Annotated in this window: 19 protein-coding genes; 11 read left to right on the forward strand and 8 right to left on the reverse strand. The window is 72.5% G+C overall.

The features are described from left to right. The first annotated feature begins 2 nt into the window (after positions 1-2). On the forward strand, positions 3-533 hold the full coding sequence (locus HHX31_RS00650) for an enediyne antibiotic chromoprotein (protein ID WP_169944045.1): 531 nt from the start codon (positions 3-5) through the stop codon (positions 531-533). 211 nt (positions 534-744) lie between these two features. Here HHX31_RS00650 and HHX31_RS00655 read toward each other — a convergent pair whose 3' ends face one another. The 3 genes from HHX31_RS00655 to HHX31_RS00665 all read right to left on the reverse strand — a co-directional run bounded on the left by HHX31_RS00655 (position 745) and on the right by HHX31_RS00665 (position 5,411). Further along, a complete protein-coding gene (locus tag HHX31_RS00655; protein ID WP_169944046.1) occupies positions 745-2,415 on the reverse strand; it encodes an MFS transporter in 1,671 nt (556 codons plus the stop codon). 154 nt (positions 2,416-2,569) lie between these two features. Next, positions 2,570-3,940, reverse strand: a complete 1,371-nt coding sequence (locus tag HHX31_RS00660; RefSeq protein WP_211589138.1) for a condensation domain-containing protein — start codon at positions 3,938-3,940, stop codon at positions 2,570-2,572. A 124-nt stretch (positions 3,941-4,064) separates the two neighbouring features. Beyond that, positions 4,065-5,411 carry a nucleotide sugar dehydrogenase gene (locus HHX31_RS00665; protein ID WP_169944048.1) on the reverse strand — a complete coding sequence of 449 codons (1,347 nt, stop codon included), beginning with the start codon at positions 5,409-5,411 and terminating at the stop codon, positions 4,065-4,067. A 349-nt stretch (positions 5,412-5,760) separates the two neighbouring features. On the opposite strand from HHX31_RS00665, the gene rfbH reads away from it, so the two are divergent. Genes rfbH through HHX31_RS00680 form a run of 3 tightly spaced genes read left to right on the forward strand, consistent with a single transcriptional unit; the run spans position 5,761 to position 9,801 of the window. Beyond that, entirely contained in the window at positions 5,761-7,065 is a 1,305-nt protein-coding gene (gene rfbH / locus HHX31_RS00670) for a lipopolysaccharide biosynthesis protein RfbH (RefSeq protein ID WP_169944049.1), read from the forward strand. 58 nt (positions 7,066-7,123) lie between these two features. Continuing rightward, positions 7,124-8,779, forward strand: coding sequence for an amino acid adenylation domain-containing protein (locus HHX31_RS00675; RefSeq protein WP_169944051.1), 1,656 nt, complete (start codon positions 7,124-7,126; stop codon positions 8,777-8,779). Continuing rightward, complete coding sequence (locus HHX31_RS00680; protein ID WP_169944052.1) at positions 8,776-9,801, forward strand: glucose-1-phosphate thymidylyltransferase; 1,026 nt, start codon at positions 8,776-8,778, stop codon at positions 9,799-9,801. Before HHX31_RS00675 ends, HHX31_RS00680 begins: the two co-directional genes overlap by 4 nt. 200 nt (positions 9,802-10,001) lie before the next feature. Here HHX31_RS00680 and HHX31_RS00685 read toward each other — a convergent pair whose 3' ends face one another. Both HHX31_RS00685 and HHX31_RS00690 read right to left on the reverse strand, forming a co-directional pair. Continuing rightward, positions 10,002-10,418 carry an SgcJ/EcaC family oxidoreductase gene (locus tag HHX31_RS00685; protein ID WP_169944054.1) on the reverse strand — a complete coding sequence of 139 codons (417 nt, stop codon included), beginning with the start codon at positions 10,416-10,418 and terminating at the stop codon, positions 10,002-10,004. 113 nt (positions 10,419-10,531) lie between these two features. Continuing rightward, positions 10,532-12,427, reverse strand: coding sequence for an anthranilate synthase family protein (locus HHX31_RS00690; protein ID WP_169944055.1), 1,896 nt, complete (start codon positions 12,425-12,427; stop codon positions 10,532-10,534). A 412-nt stretch (positions 12,428-12,839) separates the two neighbouring features. Here HHX31_RS00690 and HHX31_RS00695 point away from each other — a divergent pair, with 412 nt between their 5' ends. Both HHX31_RS00695 and HHX31_RS00700 read left to right on the forward strand, forming a co-directional pair. Further along, the gene (locus HHX31_RS00695; RefSeq protein WP_169944057.1) at positions 12,840-13,727 is read left to right on the forward strand and encodes a prephenate dehydrogenase; all 888 of its coding nucleotides are present in this window, start codon (positions 12,840-12,842) and stop codon (positions 13,725-13,727) included. Between the two features lie 241 nt (positions 13,728-13,968). Continuing rightward, positions 13,969-15,150 carry an acyl-CoA dehydrogenase family protein gene (locus tag HHX31_RS00700; RefSeq protein ID WP_169944058.1) on the forward strand — a complete coding sequence of 394 codons (1,182 nt, stop codon included), beginning with the start codon at positions 13,969-13,971 and terminating at the stop codon, positions 15,148-15,150. Between the two features lie 247 nt (positions 15,151-15,397). Here HHX31_RS00700 and HHX31_RS00705 read toward each other — a convergent pair whose 3' ends face one another. From HHX31_RS00705 to HHX31_RS00715, 3 genes are all read right to left on the reverse strand, one after another. Continuing rightward, positions 15,398-15,673, reverse strand: coding sequence for an acyl carrier protein (locus tag HHX31_RS00705; protein WP_169944059.1), 276 nt, complete (start codon positions 15,671-15,673; stop codon positions 15,398-15,400). Between the two features lie 128 nt (positions 15,674-15,801). Next, positions 15,802-18,927 (reverse strand): AfsR/SARP family transcriptional regulator, encoded by a 3,126-nt coding sequence (locus tag HHX31_RS00710; protein ID WP_169944061.1) that lies wholly within the window; start codon positions 18,925-18,927, stop codon positions 15,802-15,804. A 425-nt stretch (positions 18,928-19,352) separates the two neighbouring features. After that, entirely contained in the window at positions 19,353-19,568 is a 216-nt protein-coding gene (locus HHX31_RS00715; RefSeq protein WP_169944062.1) for a hypothetical protein, read from the reverse strand. 383 nt (positions 19,569-19,951) lie between these two features. Here HHX31_RS00715 and HHX31_RS00720 point away from each other — a divergent pair, with 383 nt between their 5' ends. From HHX31_RS00720 to HHX31_RS00740, 5 genes are all read left to right on the forward strand, one after another. Further along, complete coding sequence (locus HHX31_RS00720; RefSeq protein WP_169944063.1) at positions 19,952-20,290, forward strand: hydroxyisourate hydrolase; 339 nt, start codon at positions 19,952-19,954, stop codon at positions 20,288-20,290. A gap of 10 nt (positions 20,291-20,300) precedes the next feature. After that, positions 20,301-22,085, forward strand: a complete 1,785-nt coding sequence (locus tag HHX31_RS00725) for a 2-isopropylmalate synthase (RefSeq protein ID WP_169944065.1) — start codon at positions 20,301-20,303, stop codon at positions 22,083-22,085. A 4-nt stretch (positions 22,086-22,089) separates the two neighbouring features. After that, positions 22,090-24,927 carry an AAA family ATPase gene (locus HHX31_RS00730; protein ID WP_311931007.1) on the forward strand — a complete coding sequence of 946 codons (2,838 nt, stop codon included), beginning with the start codon at positions 22,090-22,092 and terminating at the stop codon, positions 24,925-24,927. A gap of 101 nt (positions 24,928-25,028) precedes the next feature. Continuing rightward, the gene (locus HHX31_RS00735; protein WP_169944067.1) at positions 25,029-25,280 is read left to right on the forward strand and encodes an acyl-CoA carboxylase epsilon subunit; all 252 of its coding nucleotides are present in this window, start codon (positions 25,029-25,031) and stop codon (positions 25,278-25,280) included. Between the two features lie 184 nt (positions 25,281-25,464). Beyond that, positions 25,465-26,451, forward strand: a complete 987-nt coding sequence (locus tag HHX31_RS00740) for a DUF1702 family protein (protein ID WP_169944068.1) — start codon at positions 25,465-25,467, stop codon at positions 26,449-26,451. Positions 26,452-26,559 lie beyond the last annotated feature (108 nt).

Consider the following 26,559-nt stretch of genomic DNA (forward strand, 5'->3'; position numbering starts at 1 on the left):
AAATGAGGAACAAGACCGGTGTTCTGGCCAAGCTCGGTGTCGCCGCCGCGATGGTGTGCGGTCTGACCGTCGCCTCGCAGACGGCCGCGGCGGCCGCGCCCACGTTCTCCGTCGCCACGTCCTCCCCGTCGCCGACGTCGTCCGTGACCCCGACGTCGTCCGTGACCCCGACGTCCTCCCCGTCGCCCACCTCCTCCGCGGCGCCGACGTTCACTGTGTCGCCGGCGAGCGGCCTGCACCACGGCGACACAGTGACGGTCAAGGTGACCGGAGCGGGCGCGAACGAGACGTTCGGCATCGCGCAGTGCTCCAACATCGGCGTGACCTTCGGGTGCGACGGGACCACCGCCACCACGTTCACCACCGACGCGAACGGTGCGGCCACGTTCACGATGCCCGTGCACCAGACCTTCGACGCCGTGACGTACCTCGGCCTGTCGCTGGGCAAGGTCGACTGCGGCGCCACGAGTTGCTACATCGGCGCGGGCAACCAGAACCTGGCGCTCGGGGACGTGCCGCTGTCCTTCGGCTGAGCCGATCCCCGGCACCGGAAGATGGGCCCTGCCGGTGTGTCATGAGAACCGGCAAGGCCCATCTCCGGGCGAATCTCGATTTGTCTCCTTGGCCACGCGAAACGGAGGGATCGCGGCCCGGGCGCGTGCGCGCCGCCCCCAGGCCCGCCTCCCTCCCGCCATCCCACGACGGGCCGGCGGGAGAGCCCTGACCGCGATGGGACAGGCCTGGTCAGGAAACCCGCGCGGCCACCTCGGCCGGCTCCTCGGCGGTGGTCGCCTGAGTCTCCGTCTTCGGCTCGGGCAGCCGCTCGCCGCCCTCCGCGCCCGCCTCCGCCGTACCGTCCTGCTCCGCCGCTGCGGCCTGCTCGGCGTCGCCGGACGCGGGGACGTGCCGCAGCGCGACCGCGGCCAGCGTGGCGAGCACGAGCGCGATGGCGGCGCTGACGCCGGCGGTGGAGTTCAGCGCGGTGGTGAAGGCCTCGCGGGCGGTGGTCAGCAGATCGGCCGCGAGCGGGGCGGGCAGCTGCTGCGCCGCGGCGTACGCGCCGGCGATGCTCTCCCCGGCGGTGCCGGCCGCCTCGGCGGGGACCCCGGCGGGGATGGTGCCGGACAGCGCGCCCTGGTAGACCGCCGTGCCGACGCTGCCGAGGACGGCGATGCCGAACGCGATGCCGAACTCGCCGGTCGTCTCGGAGATCGCCGACGCGGATCCCGCCTTCTCCGGCGGGGCGGACCCGATGACGAGGCCGGTGCCCAGCGCGCCCATGGGGCCCGCGCCGACCGAGCTGACGATCAGACCGGCCACCAGCAGGGCGACGCCCGTCGCGCTGCCGACTTGCGTGATCAGCAGGTAACCGGCGCAGGTGACCACCAGGCCGCCGGCGATGACGTACGCGGGGCGGATCCGCCGCGCGAGGGCCGGAGCCATCATCACGCTGGCGATCGTCGCGAGCGTCGAGGGAACCAGCCAGCCTCCGGCCTGGAGCGGGGAGAGCCCCTCGACCGTCTGCAGGTACAGGTTGACCAGCAGGTGGGTGCCGCTCATGATGCCGCCGCCGATCATGATCACCAGGGCGACGCTGAACGCGCGGTTGCCGAAGAGCCGCAGGTCAAGCAGCGGGCTGGCCAGGCTGCGCTGACGCCGCACGAAGATGGCGCCGATGATCAGGCCGACCAGGACGGAGACGACGGGCAGCACCTGCCAGCCGTTCCTGGCCACCTCCTTGAGGCCGTAGATGACCGGCATGATGGCGGCCAGGGAGAGCGCCACGCTGACCAGGTCGATCCGCCCGGCCTCCGGGTCCCGATACTCGGGCAGCAGGCGCGGCCCGACCAGCAGGAGCAGGCCCATCACCGGCACGCCGAGCAGGAACACCGAGCCCCACCAGAAGTTGGTGAGCATGATGCCGCCGACGACCGGGCCGATCGCCATGCCGCCCATGAAGCAGCTCATCCAGACGGCGATGGCCATCCCCATCTGCTTGGGGTCCTTGAACATGATGCCGAGCAGCGACATGGTCGACGGCATCAGAGTGGCCCCGGCGATGCCCATCAGCGCCCTGGTGGCGATCAGCATCTCGGGGGTGGACGCGTACGCGGCGAGCGCCGAGGCGGCGGCGAAGCAGGCCGCGCCGATGAGCAGCAGCCTGCGGCGGCCGATCCGGTCGCCGAGCGTGCCCATGGTGACCAGGAGCCCGGCGATGAGGAAGCCGTAGATGTCGGTGATCCACAGCTGCTGGGTGGCGTCGGCCCCCAGGTCGATGCTGAGGTGCGGCAGCGCCAGGTACAGCACGCTCATGTCGAGCGACAGCAGCAGCGTGGGCAGGGCGAGGACGGCCAGTCCGATCCATTCCCTGCGCCCGGCCCGCTCGGCCGGGCCGGATTCGGTGCCTGCGTGCATGAAGGAGTTCCTTCCGTCTGGTCGCCCGGGCCGTTGCGGGGGAGCGACGACGAGCGATTGTCGGGTGGGGGGTGCGCGCGCGTCGCTTTTCACCGGCTCGGCACACGCGGCGGCTTCCCCCGGGGCCGCTGGGCCGCGGCCCCGAGGGGGAGCCTCAGCGCAGTGGGGCGTCGGGAGTGGTGACCACCGCTCGCAGCACGCTGTCGAACTCGGCCATCCACTCGGCCATCGTGTCGGCCCGCCACAGGTTGGTGTTGAAGCCCAGAGTCCCGATGATCTCTCCCGACGGGGTGAGGTTGAGCTCGCACAGCGAGCCGTCCGGGATGTCCCCGCCCACCGGCTGCGAGACGAGCCGCGGCACCTCGGCGTACTCGACGTCGCCGACCACCTCGCCGGCCATCCCGAAGGGCGACTGGAAGACCTGGAAGAGGAACAGCGCGCGGTCGTCGGCCGCCGCGGGGGCCATCAGCTCGGGCGCCTCGGCGGCGATCTGGGCGAAGGGGATGTCGTGGGAGTAGGCCTCAAGGCAGGTCGCGCGGGTCCGCCGCACCGCCTCCCGGTAGCTGTCGCAGCCGTCGAGGTTCGTACGCAGCGGGACGAAGTTGAAGAACGACCCCACGGTGGTGTGGAACCGCTCCTGGGTGCGCCCGGTGGTGAACGTCGGGACCACGACGTCGCTCACGCCGGTGATCCGGTTGAGCAGGATGTTGTTGGCCGCGAACAGGACCATGAACGTGGAGCAGCGCAGCTCCTTCGCGGTCCGCCGGGTCGCGGCGCTCAGCTCGGGGCCGAGCGTGAACCGGTGCCACCCGGTCGTCTTGGGCAGTCCCGCCGACCGCGGGTGGTCGGTGGGCAGTGTCAGGATCTGCGCGCCCCGCAGCTTCTCGCGCCAGTACTCCCGCGCGCGGTCCAGAGCGGGGGACGAGGAGCGCTCCTGCTCCCAGAGCGTGTAGTCGCGGTACTGCGGCGCCTCGGGGAGCGCGGCCACCTGGCGCGCGCGCCGGGCGGCGTAGCAGTGGGCCAGGTCGCGCATGATCACGTGCATCGACCAGGCGTCGGCCGCGGTGTGGTGCGCGATCAGGACGAGGACGGCGTCCTCGTCGTCGAACCGGGCCAGCACGGCCCGCAGCAGCGGCACCTCGGTGGCGCTGTAGGAGCCCGCCTCGATCTCGTTGACGAGTTCGCCCGCGCGGCGGTCGCGGTCGGCGGGGGCGACGCCGGACAGGTCGCGCAGCGTCAGCTCCACCGGACCGGACGGGAGGATGCGCTGGTGGCGGTCCTCGGGAGCACGGACGATCAGCGTGCGGAGGGCCTCGTGGCGCTCCGCGACGTCGTGCAGGGCCGCCCGCAGGGTGTCGGCGTGGACCTTCCCGCGCAGCCGGCTCGCGTAGAAGATGTTGTATCGGGGGCCGAAAGGCCCGGAATCGTCTCCCTCGTCGAAAATGCAGAGGAATTCCTGGTTGAGAGAGAGGGGCACCCGGCTCGCCGGCTCGCTCGGCGCGTTCGGGATCTCGGAGACGCTCACACCAGAAGCCTTTCGCTAGCAGGCGGTTTCGCCCTGTGTTTGCGCGCGCGGGTAGCTCAGATGGTAGGAGCGGGTTTCCCCGGCGCGCTTATTCTGGATTGCCGTATACGGCCGGTCGTGGAATTCACCGCCCGATGCCCTGGTAGGCGTAACCGAGGCGGCGCAGTTCCGCGATCTTGTCTTTCGGGTAGTAGGCCCGGCCGTCCAGCACCAGGCAGCCCGGCGCCACCGGCAGGTCCGCGAAGTCGATGTCCCTGAAGGGCCGGTGCAGGGCCATGACCGCCACGCAGTCGGCGTCCCGCACGGCCTCCCGCAGGTCGGCGCAGGGAGCGACGCCGAACAACGCCTCGGCCTGCACCGGGTCCACCAGCGGGTCGTGGACCCGGACCGTGGCCCCCGCCTTGACCAGCGTCGTCACGAAGGGCTCCACCGGCGTCGCCCGCAGGTCGCCCGTGTCGTTCTTGAACGCCGCGCCGAGCACCGCCACCGTGGCCGTGGCGGGATCCTTGCCGCGCCGCACCAGCGTGTCGACGACAAGCTGCGCCGCGTACTCCGGCATGCCCGTGTTGACCCTCCGGCCGGCCGGCGCGGTGTGGATCTCCAGGCCGCGCCCGCGCGCCGAGTGCCAGACCATCCACGGATCCTTGACCAGGCACGACCCGCCCACGCCCACGCTCGGCAGCAGGATGTTGACGTTCCCCGTGCCCTTGGGGACGGTGTTGGCCGCCGCGATCACGTCGAGCACGTCCACGTCGTACAGCCCGCAGAACTTCGCCAGCTCGTTGGCGAGCGCGATGTTGAGGTCGATCCACCAGTTGTCCGCCAGCTTCACGATCTCGGCGGCCTCCGGAGAGTCCATCGGGACGATCGTGACGTCGAGCACCCGCCGCCAGAACTCCGTACCGGCGAGGGTGCTGTCGGCGTTCAGCCCGCCCACGGCGATCGGGAGGGAGCGCAGCTCGCGCAGCGCCGTGCCCTCGGCGAACCGCTCGGGGGTGAAGGCCAGGCCGAAGTCCTCACCCGCGGTGAGCCCGCCGCGCTCCAGCAGCGGCCGGGCCAGGTCCCGGGTGGTGCCGGGCGGCACCGTGCTCTTGAGCAGCACGAGCTGGCCCTGGCGCAGGTGGTCGCCGAGCCGCAGGCACGCCTCGCGCAGCTGGTCGTCCCGCAGCGAGCCGTCCGGGTGGACGGGCGTGCTGACGGCGACGAGCACCACGTCGGCGTCCCGTACGCCGGTGTAGTCGGCGGTCACCCGGAGGCGTCCGGACGCCACCGCGTCCGCGACGAGCTCGGGCAGGCCGTGCTCCTGGTAGCGGCAGTGCCCGCGGGCCAGCTCGTCGAGCAGGACGGTGTCGATGTCCACGCCCGTGACCGTGCATCCGCGGTCGGCCAGCAGCGCCGCCAGGCACGAGCCGACGTAGCCGAGTCCGACGACCGCCACTTTCAAGTCCCGCTGGTCGGGTAGGAAACGCATGAAACGCTCCTGATTCGAAATAGGAATATGTTTCCGGTGTTGCCGGGCGTGCCCTCGCCGAAATTTCCGGCGTGCCGCCGGATCATGACGCGGTTCTCTGTTCGCATCGTCATTCCCGGCCCTCGTCCGCCGCATCTCCCGGCGTGCGAAAGGGAAAAACGCCGCGCGTAATGCCGCGCGAATTACGGCTCTCCGGGGCGGCAATCCAGGAGATGCGGGGCGATCGGCGCCGCCGGATGCTGGGACGGTGCGTCCGTGGCTTCCCGTGGCTTCGTGGTCCCACCGCGGCTTCCCCGCGGGCCGGCCGGAAGACGACCGGCACCGTCCACCCGAGCGATAAGGACCGGAGATGAACGATCACAAGGCGCTGATCCTGGACGAGGTCCGCAAGTACCACCAGGACGTCCAGACCGGTGGGGAATTCGTGCCGGGGGTGACCGAGATCTGGCCGACCGGCGCCGTGCACGACGTCGAGGACCGCGTGGCCCTGGTCGAGGCGGCGCTGGACCTGCGGGTGGCCGCCGGTCAGCGCGCGCGCAAGTTCGAGTCGGTGTTCGCCCGCAAGATGAAGCGGCGCAAGGCGTTCCTCACCACCTCGGGGTCATCCGCGAACCTGCTGGCGGTCTCCGCGCTGACCTCGCAGCGTCTGCAGGACATGCGGCTGCGGCCGGGCGACGAGGTGATCACGGTCGCCGCGGCCTTCCCCACGACGGTCAACCCCATCCTGCAGAACGGCCTGGTGCCGGTCTTCGTCGACGTCGAGCTGGGCACGTACAACCCGACGGTCGAGGCGGTCGAGCGGGCGATCGGCCCCAAGACCAAGGCGATCATGATCGCGCACACTGTGGGCAACCCGTTCGACGTCGTCGACATGGCGAGGCTCGCGACCGAGCACGACCTGTTCCTCATCGAGGACAACTGCGACGCCGTCGGCGCCCTGTACGACGGCGAGCCCACCGGCACGTTCGGCGATCTCGCGACCGTGAGCTTCTACCCGGCCCACCACATGACGATGGGCGAGGGCGGCTGCGTCCTCACCTCGAACCTGGTGCTGGCCAGGATCGTCGAGTCGCTGCGCGACTGGGGCCGCGACTGCTGGTGCGAGCCCGGCGAGAGCAACACCTGCCTCAAGCGGTTCGACTACCAGATGGGCACGCTCCCGAAGGGCTACGACCACAAGTACATCTACTCGCACGTCGGCTACAACCTGAAGGCGACGGAGCTGCAGGCGGCGCTCGGCCTCAGCCAGCTCGAGAAGCTCGACGACTTCTGCGCGACGCGGCGGCGCAACTGGCGGCGGCTGCGCGAAGGGCTGGACGGCGTGCCGCACCTGCTGCTCCCCGAGGCGACCCCGCGCAGCGACCCCAGCTGGTACGGATTCGTCATCACCGTCGACCCGCAGGCGCCGTTCGGCGCGGGCGAGCTCGTGGACTTCCTGGAGAACCGCAAGATCGGCACGCGCCGGCTGTTCGCGGGCAACCTGATCAGGCACCCGGCCTACGCCGACCAGCCGTACCGCGTCGTGGGCGAGCTGACCAACACCGACATCATCACCACCCAGACCTTCCACGTCGGGGTGTACCCGGGCCTGACCGACGAGATGATCGACTACGTCGTCTCGTCCATCACCGAATTCGTGCGGGCACGTGGATGACGGCCCGGCCGCGCTGCCGGTTGCGCACGAGACGAGCCGCGTTCCGAGGGGGACCGAGATGCGCGTACCGCTCATTTTCCGGCCGGTCCACGAGCGGGTGCTCGGGCACGCGCTGACCCGGCCGGACGACATCGCGATCGCCGTGGGCGACCACGGCCTCTCGTACGCCGAGCTGGCGCGGGACGCGGCCGCCGTCGCCGCGGCGCTGACCGCGGGCGGCGCGGCGGGCCGGCCGGTGGCCGTGCGGATGGACCCCGGCCCGCGTCAGGCCGCCGCCGTGCTCGGGGCGCTGAGCGCGGGAGCCCACCTGCTCTGCCTGGACCCCGGCGCGGCCGGACAGCGCGGCGCCGCCGTGCTCGACGACCTCCGCCCCGAGTGGCTGCTCCTCGACGGAGCGCAGGGCGTCCACGGCGAGCCGACGGCAAGCGGTGAGGCGGGCACGGGCGACGACCTCGCGGACTGGTACCGCCGCGCCTCGCGCGGGACGGTCCTCGACGTCGCGAGCCTGCTCCGGCAGGCCGAGACCGCCGCCCCGGTCTCCACAGCACCGGTCTCTACCGGGCCCGGGGCGCACGGCGCGTCCCCCGACAACCTTATGTACGTCGCCTACACCTCGGGCTCGACCGGCAGGCCCAAGGGGATCCCGCAGACCCACCGCGGCTTCGCGCAGTTCGTGACGTGGTTCGCCCGGGAGTTCAGGATCGGGCCCGGCGCCCGGGTGGCCCAGTGGGCGGCGCCGGGATACGACGCGAGCCTCGTCGAGATGTTCGCCCCGCTCGTCGCGGGCGCGACGCTCTGCCCCGTGCCGCCGAAGCTGAGGGCGAACCCGGAGCGCCTCGCCGCCTGGCTCGTCGCCGAGGGCGTCACGCACCTGCAGACCGTGCCCAGCTTCGCCCGCCGCCTGCTGGAGGCGATCACGGCTCTCGGGCCGGACGGGCGCCCTCCCGCGCTCGGCCACCTCCTGCTGGCGGGCGAGCCGCTCACCGCCGAACTGGCGAACGGCCTGCGCGCCGCCCTGCCCGGGATCCGGCTGATCAACCTGTACGGCCCGACCGAGTCGATCCTCGCCACCTGGCACGAGGTGTCGCGGACCGTGGAGGGCCGCGTGCCGATCGGCCGGCCCATCCCCGGCCGCGTGGTGCTGGTGCTGGACGAGCTGGACCGTCACTGCCCGCCGGGCGTCACCGGCGAGCTCGTCATCCGCAGCCCCTACCTCACCCCCGGGTACGCCGGAGCGGCGGCGGGGGAGCGGTCGGCGTTCCGCCCGCCGCGCGGGCCCGCCCGCCGGGGCCGCTACTACCGCACGGGCGACCGGGGCCGGTGGACGGCGGACGGCGTGCTGGAGTTCGAGGGACGCCGCGACTTCCAGGTGAAGTTCAACGGCATCCGGCTGGAGCTCGGCGACGTCGAGGCGGCACTCAACGCGCACGAGAGCGTGGCCGAATGCGCCGTCGTCGCCGTGCCGGGGGCGCACCGTCAGGTCGCCAGCCTGGCGGCGTACGTCGTCCCGCGCGCCACGGCCGCCGAGGCGACGCCCGCCGCGTGGCGTGCCGCGCTGCGCCGCTGGTTCGGCAGGGCCATGCCGCCCGTGAGCTTCACTGTCGTGGGACACCTGCCGCGCACCGCGGGCGGCAAGGTGGACAGGGACCGGCTGCGGCGCGAGCGCGAGAACCGGCAGGCGGCCGAGGCGCGGCCTAAGGGGCTGATCGCATGAGGGCACTGGTGCTGTCCGGCGGGTCCGGCACCCGGCTGCGGCCGTTCAGCTACTCGATGCCCAAACAGCTCATCCCCATCGCGAACCGGCCGGTGCTCGAACACGTGCTGGACAACATCCGCGACTGCGGCGTCACCGAGGTCGGGATCGTCGTCGGCCACTGGAGCTCGGAGATCGCGCGGGTGATCGGCGACGGCGGCAGGCTCGGCATGCGGGTCACCTACATCCCGCAGCATGAGCCGCTCGGGCTGGCCCACGCCGTACGGCTGGCGCGGCCGTTCCTGGGGGACGACGACTTCGTCATGTACCTCGGGGACAACATGCTGCCGGACGGGATCGCCGGCATCGCCGAGGACTTCCGCGCGGAGCGGCCGGCCGCCCAGGTGGTGGTGCACCGCGTGCCCGACCCGCGCGAGTTCGGCGTCGTCGAGCTCGACGCGGCCGGCGGCGTGCGGCGGCTGGTGGAGAAGCCCGCGCACCCCCTCAGCGACCTCGCCCTCGTCGGCGTCTACTTCTTCACGGCGGCGATCCACGAGGCGGTCGAGGCCATCAGGCCGAGCCGCAGGGGCGAGCTGGAGATCACCGACGCGATCCAGTGGATGCTGGCGCGGGGCGCGGCGGTGAAGGCCACCGAGTATCGCGGCTACTGGAAGGACACCGGCAAGGCCGAGGACGTCCTGGAGTGCAACCGCCGCCTGCTCGGCGCGCTCGGCGACCAGGTCCTGGTCGCCCCCGGCGCCCGGGTGGTGCGCTCCGTCGTGACGGGGCCGGCGATCATCGGTCCCGGCACGCTGGTGGAGGACTGCCATCTGGGCCCGAACGTCTCCGTCGGCGAGGGGTGCGTGCTGCGCGGCACCCGGCTGGCCGACTCCATCGTGCTGGACGGGGCGTCGATCTCCGACGTCCCCGGCCTGTACGGCTCGATCATCGGGCGCGGCGCGGTGGTCGGCCCCACCAGGCCCGGCGCGGCACGGCACCGCCTGCTCGTCGGGGACCACACGCGGGTCGAGATCTCCGCCTGAACATCCGAGCGCCTGGACGTCCCGAGCGCCTGAACATCCGAGCGCCTCCCGGCCCTGGCCACCAGGGCCGGGAGGCGCCGAGCCGTGAGCCCCGATCGCCGGGAACAGAACGGGCAGAACGCCAGGCGGAACAGAAACAGGCAGAAACGAAACGAGGAGGACTCCGCGGAGTCCTCCTCGTCGCCGGTTCAGCGCGCGGATCAGGCCGCGGCGGCGGTCGGGGTGTTCTGGTAGGCCGTGATCAGCCACGTGCCGTCCTGCCGGGCGAGCACCCAGGTGGCCCGGATGGCCCGCTCCGGCGCGACCTCGGTCTCGCCGGGGGCCAGGACACCGCCCTGCGTGACCAGCACGGCCGCGTCGGAGCCGATGAACTTGACCGAAATCGGCTCGCCGGTCACCCGGGTTCCCTTGTACGGCCCTGCGTAGGCCGCCTTGAAGAATTCGCGGATCGCCTCCCGCCCGCTGACGAAGACGCCACCGGGCAGGATCATGGTGGCGTCCTCGGTGCAGGCCGCGGCGAAGGCGTCGGCGTCGTTGCCTGCCCAAGCGGCGACGATGCGCCCGGGCACCTCGCGGAGGGCCGCGATCTCGTCGTTGATCGTCGAAGTAGCGCTCATGCTCGTTGTTCCTTCGCTGGACGGCTGGAACTCACCTCCCCATAGTCAGGACCGGGCCGCTGACCACGCATCTCTGCCCGTGCGCTACCACGGGGGGCGGCCGGCGGCGGCCCTCACCGGGGGACCGGCAGCCGGTCGAGCAGCGCGGCGATGGCGTCGCGGAGGATGGACACGCCGTTCTCCGTGAGCACCGACTCGGCGTGGAACTGCATCGAGCCGAAGCCGGGGCCGCGCAGCGCGTGCACCTCCCCGGTGCGGTGGTCGCGGCTGACCTCGACGGGCGCGGCCAGCCCGGGGATCTCGACGACGTCGGCGTCGGCCCTGGCGGCGAACGCGTTGTAGAAGCCGACCCTGACGCTGCGGCCGAACAGGTCGATCTCGCGCTGCACGCCCTGGTTCGGCACGGCCCTGCGCACCAGCGGCAGGCCCAGCGCCGTGCTGAGCACCTGGTGGCTCAGGCACACCGCGAGGAAGGGACGCCGCTCCCGCAGCAGCCGCCGTACGGCCTCGCGCAGGTGGGCGATCTTGGGGTGGGCGACGTCGCGGGGGTCGCCTGGCCCGGGTCCGAGGACCACCAGGTCGTGGCCGTCCAGCGAGTACGGCTCGTCGAACCGCCGTACGGCCACCTCCAGGCCGAGCGACCGGAGCTGATGGGCGATCATGGAGGTGAAGTTGTCCTCGGCGTCCACCACGAGGACCCGCCGGCCGATCAGGCCGGGCGTCCACTGCACCCGGTGCTCGTCCTCCCGCATCCAGAAGCCGGCGATCGTGTCGTTGCGGGCGTCGAGCGCCCGGCGCACGTCGGGGTGGTCGGCGAAGCGCCCCGGCGGCTCCATGCAGAGCACGTCGAGCAGCCCGGCCGCCTTGGCCCGGGTCTCGGCCGCCTCGGAGAGCGGGTCGGAGTGGCGCACCAGGGTCGCGCCCACCGCGATCCGCACCCGGCCCTCGTTGTCGATGTCCGCCGTGCGGATGAGGATGGAGGAGTCGAGCGTGCGGCCGCCGGCGGCGTCCCTGCCGATGAGCGCGACGACGCCGCTGTAGTAGCCGCGTCCCTCCGGCTCGTACCGGCTGATCACCCGGCAGGCGCTCTCCAGCGGGCTCCCCGTGACGGTGGGCGCGAAGAGCGTCTCGCGCAGGATCTCGCGCACGTCGCGGGTGGTGCGGCCGTCGATGAAGTACTCGGTGTGCGCGACCCGCGTCATCTCCTTCAGGTACGGCCCCGACACCCGCCCGCCGGAGTGGCAGATGCGCCCCATCATCTTGAGCTCCTCGTCGAGCACCATGTAGAGCTCGTCGGCCTCCTTGCGGTCGGCGAGGAAGGCCATGAGCCCCGGCAGGGTCGGGCCGGACGCGGGGTAGCGGTAGGTGCCGCTGATCGGGTTCATCGTCGCGACGCCGCCCGACAGGCTGATGTGCCGCTCCGGGGTGGCGCCGACGAACGTGCGGTCGCCGGTGTGGATGACGAACGTCCAGTACGTGCCGGACTCGCGTTCCGTCAGCCGGCGGAAGAACGTCAGCGCGCTGCCCACGGAGTAGCCGGAGATCTCGGCGGTGAACGACCGCTTGATGACGAAGTTGGCGCCCTCGCCGTGGCCGATCTCCTCCTCGATGACCTTCCGCACCACGGCCGCGTACTCGTCGTCGTCCAGGTCCACGCGGCGGGCGCCGGCGACCACGCGCGTACGGGGGATTCGCCGCAGCGCGTCGGTGAGCGGCAGCGTCCCCTGCTCGGTGATCGTCATCGCCAGCAGCGGCTCGTGGTCGTCCACCACTGTGAAGCCCCGCTCGGTGATCTGCCGGAAGGGGATGAGGGCCAGCGTCTCGTGGCGGGCCTCGCCGGTGGCGCCGGGATCGTCGGGAAGCGGCAGTTCGTCGAGCGTCCCGACCGCGGACATGTCGCCCACGAGGACGTCGAGCAGGCCCTGGCGGCCGGCCCCCGGGCGGTGCAGCAGCGCGAAGGCGGGCGGCTCAGGGGAGAGCACCTTGTCGAGAATCCGTTCGGCCGTCATCGCTGTCCCTCCAGACTCGGGGAAAGGCCAGGCGCCGGGGCGAGGCCCGCCAGGGGAGAAAGGTCCGGCGCGGGGGCGGGATCCCTCATGGCACGACTGTGCGGTCCGCCGTGAGCCACGGACAAGGCGGAGTGGAGGCAGCATGTTGCGTGCCGATAACCGTTTCCTGCCAGCGTGGGGCCGCCCGGGAAAGGGCCGGGCGTGGTGCCGTCGCGGCGCACCCGGCCCTTGCTTCATGCCCTGACGAACGGTCGGGAGAATGGTCAGCCCGGCCGGCCCTCCGCGACGGGACGGAGGCTGGCAGGAACCTGTACCGCACGGGCATCTTGCTGACGCCGCCGCGTCTGGCCCGTGCCGTCGAAACGCGCGAGATTGCCCATGCGGAGATCCGTACTCGCACCGAGGGAGAGGCATGATGACTTCGTCGTCTATTCGCCGCGTCACGATCATCGGCTGTGGTCTGATCGGCGCCTCTGCCGCGCTCGCGCTGCGCGAGGCGGGCGTCGAGGTCGCGCTGCACGACCGCGACCCGCACGCGGTGGCCGTCGCCGAGCGGATGGGCGCGGGCGTCGCGCTGACCCCCGGCGCTCCCGTGGCGGACGTGGTGGTCGTCGCGACCCCGCCGTCCACCGTGGCCGCAGTGCTGCGGGACGCCCAGGCCAGGGGCCTCGGCGTCGTCTACACCGATGTCGCGAGCACCAAGGCCCGCGTGGTCGCCGAGGCCGAGCGGGCGGGCTGCGACCTCACCACGTACGTCCCGGGGCACCCGATGGCGGGGGCGGAGGCGTCGGGCCCCGAGGCGGCCAGGGCCGACCTGTTCACCGGACGGCCGTGGACGCTCTGCCCGCTTCCCGCGACACCGCTGCGGCCGGTGCGCGTGGTGGCCGAACTGGTGGCGGCGTGCGGAGCCGAGCACCGGCTGCTGACGCCGGACGTCCACGACCTGGCCGTCGCCGCGAGCTCGCACGCGCCGCACCTGGTGTCGGCGGCGCTGGCGGCGAGGTTCGCCGGAGCGGACGAGACCACGCTCTCCGTGGTGGGGCCCGGCCTGCGCGACGTCACGCGGGTGGCCGCCGGCGATCCCGGCCTGTGGGGCGACATCCTGCGGCAGAACGCCGAGCCGGTCGCCGCCGTCCTGGAGGCGGTGGCGCGGGACCTGGCCGCCGCGGCGGCGGCGCTGCGCGACCCGGAGGGCGGGGACCTGCTCGCCGACCTGCTCACGCGAGGCAACGACGGCCGGGCGCGCATCGTCGGCGGGGGCGCGCGGCGCCCGGTGCGGGCGGACGCGCTCGCGGCCTGAGCCGCGTCGCCACCGCGGCCCTCTGCGACCTTCCGCGGCCCTCGGCGTCCCCCGTGACGGGGGACGCGGCCGGGGCTGCGCAACCAGAAAGGTGTGCACTCCACGGGGCCGGTGCGACAGTCGAGGAGACCCAGCGGCGGCCTCCGCACCGCATCGCGTCGCGGGCGTGTCACGCGCCCGCAGGTGCCGTGAGCTGGGACTCGAGGAGCGGCTTCAGCGCCGACGGCACGAGGAGGAAACGATGTTGACGACCGGGGTTCCGACACGCGAGGAACTGGTTCGGCGCGCGTCCGAACTGCTGCCGCTGCTGCGCGGCCACGCGGACTGGGCGGATGAGAACCGGCGGATCCACGACGAGTCGATCGAGGCCCTGGCCGACGCCGGCATCTTCAAGATGCGGGTGCCCGCCCGCTACGGCGGCTACGAGTGCGACACGAGGACCCTTCTCGAGGTGGCGGCCGAGCTCGGCCGGGCAGACGGCTCCACCGCCTGGACGGCGTCGGTCTACTGGATCCCGACCTGGATGACCTGCCTGTTCCCCGACGAGGTGCAGGACGAGGTGTTCTCGACGCCGGACGTGCGCGTGTGCGGCACGCTCAGCCCCACCGCCATGGCCGCCCCGGTGGACGGCGGCGTCGTGGTCAACGGCAAGTGGGGGTTCGTCAGCGGCGCCTGGCACAGCCACTGGCAGGAGATCGTGGCGATCCAGGTGAACCCCGACGGCGAGGCCATGCCGATCATGGCGCTGGTCCCGATGTCGGACCTGCAGATCGTGGACGACTGGCACACCTCCGGCCTGCGGGGCACCGGCAGCGTCACCACGGTCGCGCAGGACGTGTTCATCCCGGCCGAGCGGGTGCTTCCGCTCCCCGCGGTGCTCATGGGGCAGTACGCGTCGAAGCTGAACGCCGCCAGCCCCATCTACCGCACGCCGCTGCTGCCGGTCGCCTCCGCGTCCTCGGTCGGCACGGTGATCGGCCTGGCCAGGGCGGCCAAGGAGGCCTTCTTCGAGCGCCTGCCCAGCCGCAAGATCACCTACACGCACTACGAGAGCCAGAGCGAGGCGCCGGTGACCCACCTGCAGGTGGCGGAGGCGTCCCTCAAGATCGACCAGGCGGAGTTCCACGCCCAGCGCCTGACCGGCCTCGTCGACGGCAAGGGCGTGACCGGCGAGCAGTGGACGCTGGAGGAGCGGGCCAGGGCGCGCGCCGACATGGGCGCCGTGTGCCGGCTCGGCAAGGAGGCCGCGGACATCCTGGCCTCGGCCAGCGGCGGCTCCTCGATCTACACCCACGTGCCGATCCAGCGGATCGCCCGTGACATCTCGGCGGTGAACCTGCACGCCCTGATGAACCCCAACACCAACACCGAGCTGTACGGCCGGGTGCTCTGCGGCCAGGAGCCCGGCACCTTCTACATCTAGACCGCACCCCCTCCGCAGAGACGGTTCCGCGGCCCAACGGCGTGCCGCGGGACCGTCTCTTACGTGTGCCAGGGGGCGCGTACCGGCGGAGAGAACCCGGGTGCCCCCCGGAAACGACCCGGACGGCCCGGACATGACGGCGGGCGAGGACCCCGGGCATGCGGAAGGCACAAGGAACGTACAAGGAGAGCACGCGGAAAGGCCGGAGGCGTGGGACCACGCCTCCGGCCACGACGTGCCGGACCGGTCACGCGGCGGGCGAGACCGCCGCCTTCCCCGCGACCATGCGGACCAGCGCGTCGAGGTTCGGGTCCTCCTCGAAGACGTCGCCGACGTCGACGGAGATGCCGAGCTCGTCCTCGATCCGGGATACGAGGCGGACCGCGGCGATCGACTCCCCCTCCAGGTCGAAGAAGGTCGCGTCCTCACTGCCGTCCGGCACGTCGAGCACCTGCTTCCAGATCTCGGCGACCTTGGCCTCGATGACCGGGAGAACGAGCTCGCCGGGGTGATTGCCACTCATACGGTGTCCTCCCCAAACGTCCACGATGGCGCGCATGGCGTCCTGGCTGCCTGCTGACTGTCTGCTGGCTGCCCTCACAGCATCGCAACCGCCGAGGGCCGCGGCACCTCCCAGAGTGCGAGCCCGGGTCAGGTCATCACCACCGGCCCCAGGCCGTCGGAGACCCGCAGCGCGCCGCGGGAGTCGGGCCCTGCCCGCCGCGTCCTGGAGAGCCGCTCGCGCACCTGCCGCCCGGCGCGCGGGTCGATCCGGTCCGCGAGGTCGAGCGTGCGGGTCATGGCGTCGTCCGCCTCGTCGTAGTCCCCGAGGGTGTACAACGCGTCGCTCAGCATGATCAGGGTCTGCGCTTCGAGCAGCGGCATCTGCATCCCGCGGAACAGGGCGGCCGCCCTGCGCAGGTGCGCCGCGGCCTGGTCGTTCTCGCCGTTGGCGACGGCGACCTCGCCGAGTCCTGCCATCACGCGGGCCTCCGCGAGACGATGCCGTGCGCTGGTCGCGAGCCGCAGGGCCTCGCGCAGCGTCTCGCCGGCCTCGGCGATCCTGCCCTGGCGCAGCCGGGCGACGCCCAGGCCGTGCAGGGCCAGCGCCTCGCCGATGGAGTCGCCGATGTCCCGGACGACCGTCAGCGACTCCTCGAAGGCCCCGGCGGACAGCCCGAACTCGCCCGCCTGCAGATGCGCCTGCCCCATCCGGTGCAGCACCTGCGCCGTCACCCTGCGGTCGCCCCCGGCCTTGCTCCGCGTCAGCGCCTCGGCGAGCAGCTCCTTGGCGCTGTCGAGGTCGTCGCAGTCGAGCCGCACCTGGGCGAGGCTGTGCAGGGTGTGCGCGGCGGAGACGTGGTCGCCCGCGTCCTGGAAGACCCGCAGCGCCTTCTCGTAGTTGGCGACCGCCTCCGCGAAGCGCCCGTTGATGCGCTCGAGGACGGCGATGCTGCGGATGGCCAGGGCGATCCGCAGCTCGTCGCCGACCTCCTCGAACAGCCGCACCGCCGCGTCCAGCTCGCGCCTGGCGTCGTCGAACCGCTGCTCGCTGAACGACAGCGAGCCGATGGTGTACAGCATCTCGGCCTGGCCGCGCAGGTCGCCGGCCTGCCGCGCGGCCTCCAGCGCGAGCTCGTGGGTCTCCCGCCAGTCGTCCAGGTAGACCCGCGACTCGAAGAACATCGCGGCGTTCGCGGCCAGCCGCCAGCACAGCTCGACGAAGCCCGCCTGCGCCGCCTGCCGGATGCCGGAGACCAGCAGGTGCCGCTCCCGCTCGAACCACGCCATCGGGTCGGCGACGAGCTGCTCGACGAGCCGTTCCGGCAGCGGCCTGGAGATCCCGCTGTCCTCCCTGGCGAGCATGTCGGAGCCGAACTCCCGGGATCTGGCCGCGTCCGTCAGCGACAGCAGGGAGCCGAGCACCCGCGACAGCGCGGCCTTCCGCTCCGCGACCGGCTCCTCCGCGGCGAGGCGCTCGCGCGCGAACACCTTGACGAGGTCGTGGAACCGATACTGGGTGTGCGTGCCCCGGCCGACCGCCACCTCGACGAGGTGGGCGTCGGCGAGGTCGTCGAGCAGGTCCTGCGCCTCGGCGAAGGACCGGTCGAGGAGGGACGCGCCGGTCCACACGGAGAAGATGTGGGAGTCGAGGATCGCCAGCCGCCGCAGCAGCCGCCGCGCATCCTCGCTGATGTTGTCGTAGGTGAGCGAGAGACTGGCCCGGATGCCCATCTCGCCGTGCATCAGCTCGTCGAGCCTGCGCGTCTCGTCCCTGAGGCGGTCGACGAGTTGTTCGATGCTCCAGTGCGGGCGGGCCGCCAGCCGCGCGCCGGCGATGCGCAGGGCCAGGGGAAGGTGACCGCACAGGTCGGCGAGGGCCTCGGCGGAGTTCTGCTCGGACTCCACCCGCCCCATGCCCGCGACCTGGGCGAGCAGGTCCACCGACTGGGCCGATTCGAACAGGTCCACGTCGATGTGCGTCGCCCCGGCCAGCCCCACCAGGCGGCTGCGGCTGGTGACGATGACGGCGGAGGCCGGATTGCCCGGCAGCAGCGGCAGGACCTGGCTCTCGTTGCGCACGTCGTCGAGCACGATCAGCATCCTGCGGTCCGCGAGCAGCGTGCGGTACGTCTCGGCCCGCTCCTCCAGGCCGTCGGGAAGCGCGGGGCCCGGCACGCCGAGGGCGCGCAGGAACCGTTCGAGCACCTGCATCGGGCTGACCGGACGGGAGACCCCGCCGTGCATGTCGGCGAAGAGCTGACCGTCGGGGTAGTGGTCGGCGACGCTGTGCGCGGCGTGGACCGCGATGGTCGTCTTGCCGATGCCGGCCCGGCCGGCGATCGCGATGATCGGCACGGCGAAACGCGTGGCGCCGTCGGAGACCCGCGTCAGCCGGTGCCGGATCTCGTCGAGGTGCCTGTTCCTGCCGATGAAGTCGGCGATCCCCGAGGGGAGCATGCCGGGGATCGGCGGAGGAGGCGCGGGCTCGGCCGCGGCGGCCGGGGCGTTCTGCCGCTCCGGCGGCGCGTGGAGGCTCTCGTCCGCGGTGAGGATGGCGTGTTCGAGCTGCTGCAGCCGCTCGTTGGGCTCGATGCCCAGCTCGTCGATCATCATCCGCCGGGCGTCGCGGTATACCTGCAGGGCCTCGGCCTGCCGGCCGGAGCGGTACAACGCCGTCATGAACTGACCGAGCAGCCGTTCGCGCAGCGGGTGCTCCTCCACGAGCCTGCGCAGCTCCGTCACCAGCTCGTGGTGCCGGCCGAGTTCCAGCTCGAGCTGGACGCAGTCCTCGTTCGCGGCGAGCCGCTCCTCGTCGAGCCAGCTCGCGGCGGCCTGGACCATCCTGCTCTCGATGCCTTCGAGCGCGGGGCCGCGCCAGAGGGCCAGCGCCTCACGGTAGCGCTTGACGGCCTCGTCCGGGTTCCGGTTGTCGCGCGCCTGCCGCGCTCTCAGGACCAGGCTCTCGAAGCGGTGCGCGTCGATCTGCTCGCTGTCGGTCCTGAAGGCGTACCCCTGGGACCGGGTGACGATCATCTGATCCTTGCCGTGGGCGGCGAACAGGCGCCGCAGGGCGGAGATGCAGATCTGCACCTGGGCCCGCGACGTGGCCGGCGGGTCGTCCCCGTAGATGGCCTCCATGAGACGGCTGACGGCGACGGGGCGGTTTGCCTCCAGCAGCAGCACGGCCAGGACCGTGTGCTGCCGCACGCCCCCGAGGTCGAGCCGCTGCCCGTCCTCGGTGACTTCGAGGGCTCCTAGCAGGCGAAACTCCACATGCATCTCCCTCTGAAAACTGCTGAGCCACGCACGGCGCGGATAGCGGAGGTCGCTCTCCGCGATATGCGCATTGCGGCCTCACATAAAAGGCTCTTTATGGTGTGACGGCAGTTTACGGAATGTTTGCGAAGGAGCCGTGGACACCGGCGGAAACGGTGTCAGGTCTGGTCACCGCCGTTCTGGCATGTTGTCATCCGCATGTCCCATTTTGACATTGATGTCAGGGATCGTACAGCGCAGGACGGCTGGTGGCTAGGCGAATGCGGTCCGAAGGATGGACTTCAGTTTCGCATGAGCATCCGCTCAGCGGCCTTACCGGTTGAAAGTCACAGCGTCAGAAAACCGGCCGAGACGGTCCGGCAAACAACGCGTAAAGCGCCGAGCGGCCGGAGACGCGAGGTCTCCGGCCGCTCGGCGGCAGGTCAGTCCCAGGGGTTCACGTGGGTCGTCTTGGTGGGGCTCGGCGAGGGGGCGCTCGCGGGGCCGTCCCACTTGACGGCGGGGTGGTCGGCGGTGCGGGCGTGAGCGTGGGAAGCAGACGTCACCGAGACCACCGCGCCGGCCGACGCCGCGGCCGCGAGGGCGACGAAGACGGAGACGGCGAATCGCTTGACGAGGATGTTGCTGCTGCCGGCCACTGGATTACCTCCACCGTTTTCGCGGCGTCCTGTACGCCGTTCGCTTACGGGACAGACGCTCACACCCCCCGCCATCGGGCCCTTATCGTCGCGCTTCCGCGATTCCATCACCGCAGGTCAGAGCGCTATTGATGGGTGGGGTGCGGGGGTTCGCGCAACCACGGGGGAGCGCGGTCCCGCCACCGGCGGAGCCGCGGCGGCTAGCGGCGATCGCGGCGCGATGCCTACGCGATAGCGGGGCGATGCCGGGCCGATAACGGGGTGCGCGACTGTGGCATGTACCCGGGACAAGCCCGCACATGGTGGCCATGCCGGGATCGCAAGGTCCGAAGACGAGAGCGTCTAGCCGAGTCGTCAGGGACTCGGGAATGTGTGGCGATGAAATGGGCATTGCTCTGCAGGCGCTGGACGGCCTTTACGGCCGGCCGGCCGCCGGTGTGCGCGTGCGGCTTGAGCACATCGACAACGGCGCGTGGTGCGCCGATGTCAAGGCGGAGACCGACCACGAGGGGCGGGTGGGGGAGTGGCGCGGGCGCAGATTCGACCGCGGCCTCCACCGCATCGTCTTCGAGAGCGACTCGTACTTCGTCGGCCTGGGGCTCACAGCGGCCTATCCCGAAATCTCGATCACGTTCCGCATGCAGGACGAGGCCGACTCCTACCAGTTGCAGGTTCTGCTCTCGCCGCACTCCTACTCCGCCTATTTCGGATCGCTCACCTAAGGAGCCGGCCGTGAATCTCGGACGCTACAGCGGTTCTCCGCGGCTATTCCTGGAGGACCGCGCCTGGCCGGACGCGACCATCGGCGCGGCGCCGCGCTGGCTGTCGACCGATCTGCGGGACGGGAACCAGTCGCTGGCGGAGCCGATGACGCCGGCCCGGAAGCTGATCATGTTCGACCTGCTGGTGGACATGGGCTACAAGGAGATCGAGGTCGGCTTCCCTGCGGCCAGCAAGGACGACTACGACTTCGTCCGGATGCTCGTCGAGCGCGACCTCGTCCCCGACGACGTCCGGATCTCCGTACTGACCCAGGCCAGGGACGAGCTGATCGAGCGCACGGTGGCGAGCCTGGAGGGCGCGTCGCGCGCCACCGTCCACCTCTACGCCGCGACCTCGCCGCTCTTCCGCGGCCTGGTGTTCGGCATGAGCCGCGACGAGTGCAAGGACCTCGCCGTCCAGGGGACCCGGCTGGTGATGAAGTACGCCGAGCGGACGCTGGACGGCTGCGACCTCGGCTACCAGTTCTCACCCGAGCACTTCGCCGACACGGAGCCGGAGTTCGCGCTGGAGGTCTGCGAGGCCGTCATGGACGTCTGGCAGCCGGAGGCCGGCCGCGAGACCGTCCTCAACTTCCCCACCACGGTCGAGCGCGCCACGCCGAACGTCTTCGCCGACAGGATCGAGTGGATGCACCGCAACCTGTCGCGGCGCGAGCACGTGTGCCTGTCGGTCCACCCGCACAACGACAGGGGGACCGGCGTCGCCACCGCGGAACTGGCCGTCATGGCGGGCGCCGACCGGGTCGAGGGCTGTCTGTTCGGCAACGGCGAGCGCGCGGGCAACGTCTGCCTGGTCACCCTCGGGCTCAACCTGTCCACGCAGGGCGTGGACCCCGGCATCGACTTCTCCGACCTCGACCGCGTCCGCCGCACCGTGGAGCACTGCACGGGGGTGCCGGTGCATCCCCGGCACCCGTACGGCGGCGACCTCGTCTACACCGCCTTCTCCGGCTCCCACCAGGACGCCATCAAGAAGGGCATGGACGCCGCGGAGAGGGAGGCCGCCCGCGGCGGGGACGACGCCGCGCGCCTGCCGTGGCGGGTGCCTTACCTGCCGCTCGACCCGCAGGACGTTGGCCGGACGTACGAGGCGGTGGTGCGGATCAACAGCCAGTCGGGCAAGGGCGGCCTCGCCTACGTGATGAGCGTGTGGCACGGACTCACCCTGCCGCGCGAGCTGCAGGCCGACTTCGCCAAAAGGATGCAGGCGCTGACGGACGCGGAGGGCGGGGAGGTCGCGCCGGAGCGCGTCCTCGAGGTCTTCGTCCGTGAGTACGTCGTGGACTCCACCCTGCCGATCCCGCCGTACGTCGAGACCGCTGGCACGGTCACCCTGCACATCGACGCCGGCTGGTTCCGCACCGGCCCGGCGAGGACGGACACGGTCCAGGCGGTCCGCGCGGAGCTCGCGCGCCGGGGCCTGCGGGTGCGGATCGTCCATCACACCCGCCCGGCGGCCGGCGCGGGCGCGGCGGGGCGGGACGTGGCCGCGGTCTACGCCGAGTACCGCGCGGACGGCGTCTGCCACTGGGGGGCGGGTATCGATCGGGACGTCGAGCGGGCCGCGCTGGCCGCGGTGCGCTCCGCCGTCGCCAGGGCCGCCCGCGAGCGGACGCCGGGGGCGGGCGGCGGCAGCGGTGACGGCAGGGGTGACGGCAGGGGAGCGACGGACGGAAGCGGGCGGCACGGACGCCCGGGCGCCGGGCGATCCCGGCGGGTGACGGCCGGCAGGTGACCACGTGAAGGGCGGTGACACGGCGATGACCATGGTCGAAAGAGAACAGGAACTCGCGCTGCTGGAGGCGCTACTCGCCAGCGCCGTCATGGGCAGGGGCAGGGTCGCCCTGGTCGGCGGCGCGGTGGCGACGGGCAAGAGCACGCTGCTGCACACGTTCGCGGAGCAGGCCATCGAGCTGGGCGCCCTGGCCGTCACCGCGACGGGCTCGTCCCTGGAGCGCGACGTCCCGCTGGGCGTGCTGCGTCAGCTCGTGGAGGACGCCCCGCTGGTCCCGCAGGAGCGGGAGCGCGCGCTTTCCCTGCTGGAGGAGGGCGCGCGGGCGGTCGCGGCGGGCGCGGGCGAGCGCAGGCCGGTGGACGCCCAGCTCGTCCACGCGCTCTGCGGCGTCATGCTCGACCTGTCCGAGCGGTGTCCCCTGGTGCTCGTCGTCGACGACGTCCACCACGCCGACCGGGAGTCGCTGCTCTGCCTGGCCTACCTCGCCCGCCGGGTGCGGCTCGCCCAGATCGTGGCGATCTTCGGGCACGCCGACCAGGCGTGGCGTACGGACTCCTACTTCCAGACCGAGCTGCTGCGCCAGCCGCACTGCCGCCGGGTCAGGCTGACCCGGCTGTCGCGGACGGGGGTGGCGGCGATGCTGGCCGAGCGGCTCGGCGACGAGGCCGCCGAGCGGCTCGCCGACGAGATGTACGCGCACAGCGGCGGCAACCCCCTGCTGGTCACCGCGCTGGCCGACGACTACGAGGAGTCCGCCCGTACGGCGCAGGAGCCCCCGGCGGGGGTGGTCGCGGGCGAGCAGTACGGCCAGGCCGTGCTTTCGTGCCTGAACCGCGGCGAGGCGCGGGTGGCGCGGGCCGCCCGCGGGCTCGCGGTCCTCGGCGAGCCCCGCTCCCTCGACCTCCTGCTGGGCGTGCCCGCGGCCGACGTGAACAAGGACCTGCACGCCCTCGGCGCCGCCGGCCTGACCGCGCTGGGCACCTTCCGCCACGAGGCCGCGCGGCAGGCGGTCCTCGGGGCGATGGACGCGGGGGAGCGGACGGAGTTGCACCGCAGGGCGGCCGAGCTGTCGTACGGCGTCGGCGCCTCCCCCGCCGTGGTGGCCCGGCACCTGCTGGAGGCGGGGCGGGTGGACGCTCCCTGGGGCATCGAGATCCTGGAGGAGGCGGCCAGGAGCGCGCTGCGGGCCGGCCAGGTCGACAGCGCGGTCGGATACCTGCGGCTCGCCTGGCGCGCGTGCGCGGACGACACGCAGCGGGCGAAGATCATGACGATGCTCGTGCGGGCCGAGTGGCGCATCAACCCTGCCGCGCCCGCCGGCCGTCTCGCCGAGCTGGCGGAGGCGGTGCACCGGGGCAGCCTGCGGGGCGCCGACGCCGTCGTGCTGGCCAGGGCGCTGCTGTGGCACGGCCGCGTCGACGACGCGCGCGACGTGCTGGAGCAGGTGCTCGAATCGGGTGGCACGACCGACCAGGAGACGCGCGCCGAACTCGTCGTGGCCCGGCTCTGCCTGCGCGTGGCCCATCCCCCGTTCCTCACCGCGCTGGGGCGGATGACGAAGGAGGAGGAGGGGCCTGGCGGCATCGTCTCGGTGTCCGTCAGCCGGCGGCTGGAGTCGGCGCTCGCGCTGGCGGAGGTGCTGACCCGGGGGCCGCGCGAGGAGTACGTCGACGCCGTCGAGCGCATCCTGGAGGACTCGAGGCTCGACGAGATGTCGCTGGACACGGTCGAGAACTCCCTGCTGACGCTGACGTACGCGGGGAGGGCGGACCGGGCGGCCCCGCTGTGCGACATCTTCGCCGCCGAGGCGTCGGCGCGGCAGGCGCCGAGCAGGCGCGCGAGGCTCGCGGCGATCCGGGCGGAGATCGCGACCCGCCAGGGGGACATGCCGGCGGCGGAGCGCCACGCGCGCGCCGCCCTGCAGATCATCCCGATGAGCGGCTGGGGCGTCGCCGTCGGCGGGCCGCTCGGCAGCCTCATTCTCGCCCTCACCGCGATGGGGAGGTACGACGAGGTGCGCGAGCACCTGGACGCGCCGGTCCCCGAGGTCATGTTCCAGAGCCGCTACGGGCTCCACTACCTGCACGCCAGGGGCCGTCACAGCCTCGCGACCGGCTACCCGGGACTGGCGCTGACCGACTTCCGGCGCTGCGGCGAGCTGATGACTGAGTGGGATCTCGACACGCCCGGCCTGATCCCCTGGCGGGCCGACGCGGCGGACGCCTGCCTGCGCCTCGGGCAGGTGGAGGAGGCGCGTGAGCTGGTGCGGGCCCACCTCGACGGGTGCGTGCCCGACGACCCCCGGGGCAGGGGGGTCGCCCTGCGGATGCTGGCCGCCACCCTCGACCCGGTCGAGCGGCCCGCGCTGCTGCGGCAGGCGACCGGGTGCCTGCAGGCCGCGGGCGACAGGTACGAACTGGCCCGCGCGCTGGCCGACCTCGTGGAGACCCACGACGCGCTCGGGGAGTACCGCAGGGCGCGGACGATCGCCACCTGGGCGCAGGCCGTCGCCGCGGAGTGCGGCGCCGAGCCGCTGAGCGCGGCCCTGAGCCCGAGGCAGCAGTCGCACAGCGGCCCGCGCGCCGGGTCGGGCGGCGGGCCGGACCACGAGGCGGCGGCCGTCCGTCCCGGGGCCGAGCCGCTCGGCGCGCTGAGCGACGCGGAGCGCCGGGTCGCGTCCCTGGCCGCGGCCGGCTGCACCAACCGGGAGATCGCGGCCCGGCTCTTCGTCACGGTCAGCACGGTCGAGCAGCACCTGACCCGCACCTACCGCAAGCTCGGCATCGCCCGGCGCTCCGACCTGCCGCTCGTGCTGGAGTTCGGGGAGGAGGCCGGGGTCTGACCCGCCGGCGTCACCCTGGCTGGGCGCGGGCTCCCTCAACGGCAACCGGAAAGTTGCCCGCCCGCTTCGCGAGGTGTGACCGTCGAGGCGGGAGGCGCATCGTGGAGCACAGCAGCGACCTGATCGTCGTACGCGGCGACCCGACGCCGGAGGAACTCGCGGCCGTCGTCGCGGTCGTGGCCGCCGTCGCCGCGCGGGCGGGGTCGGCGGCGGACGCGCCGGAACCGCACCCCGCGCCCGTTTCGCCGTGGGCCTCGGCGTGGGCGGCCTTCGCCTGGCTCGCCCCCGGCCCCCGTCCGCTCGCCAGGGGCGCGTGGTCTTCTCCGAATGTGCGCTGGCATTGGATTAGCTGAGGAATCGCCACTCCCTTACCCCGATCGCGCATTTTACGAAAAGCCGCTTAGGACCCGCCGACGCATCCTGAGGAAAGAGCCGGCGAGGCCTTCCGGGATAACGCGGGAAGAGGAAAGCGGCTTCGGCGGCGCGGTGCCGACGGCGTTTCGAGCCCGTCCAGGGACCACGAGTGAGAGGTGTGGCATGTCGACGTTCTCCGGTTCGCTCCGCAGGCTGGTGCTGGCCCCGTCCCTGCTCGATGTGACCTTCGCCGCGCGAGGGTTTCCGGGCTCTCCTTCCGAGGTCACCCGGCGGCTGGAGGCCATCCCCCAGTCGGTCGTCTGCGGCTTCGAGTGGGGCATCGACGCCCGTGACCAGTGGGAGGTCGAGCGCAGGCTGAGCATGATCGAGCCGGAACTGCGCGGCTTCGCCTACGAGGGCGCGACGATGGCGTTCACGGTGCTCGACGCGATGGGCGGCGGCCGCGGCCACCGCACCCGCGACCTGCTGCTGGGGCCCGGGCAGCCGCACATCTTCCTCACCTACATCGGCATCGGATTCGCCATGGCCCGGCTGCCCCGGGTGCTGTGGCGCAAGGTGATGCCCGACCTCGGCGGATCGCCGTACTACCCGACGATGAGCTGGCTGGCCGTGGACGGCTACGGCTTCGACCGCGCCTACTTCGACACTCGCAAATGGGTGGACGAGCAGCGGGTGCCCACGCCCTACGCCTGGGAGGGGTCGCCCGACTACTTCCTGCGCGCGGTCGACCAGGGCATCGGGCGGGCGCTGTGGTTCATCCACGGCGCGCGGGCGGCGGACGTCGCCACCGCGGTGCGGAACTTCGCCGGCAATCGGCAGGCCGACCTGTGGAGCGGCGTCGGCCTGGCCGCGACGTTCGCCGGCGGATGCGACGCCGACGGGCTGGCGGGCCTGAGCCGCGAGGCCGGCGAGCACGCGCCCCAGGTGGCCCAGGGCTCCGTCTTCGCCGCGAAGGCGCGCAGCTACGCCGGGTTCGTGCCGCCGCACACCGAGGTGGCCACCTCCGCCCTCGCCGGCCTGTCCGTGCGGGACGCGGTCGCGCTGGCCGACGACAGCGAGGTCACCGCCGACCCGTCCGCGTCCGTGCCGGCGTACGAGCTGTGGCGGGGCCGGGTCCGCGAGCACTTCGCCGCGCGCCTGGCGGTCTGACCCGCCGGCCTCCCTTTTCCCCTGTCGCGCCGAATTATTTCAGCGCGATTCAATTCGCCATGCCCGAAATCGCGACAAATAGGCACTTCCGAAGTGGTCGCGAGTCGG

The sequence above is a fragment of the Microbispora sp. H11081 genome, from assembly GCF_012999535.1.
Lineage (GTDB): Bacteria > Actinomycetota > Actinomycetes > Streptosporangiales > Streptosporangiaceae > Microbispora.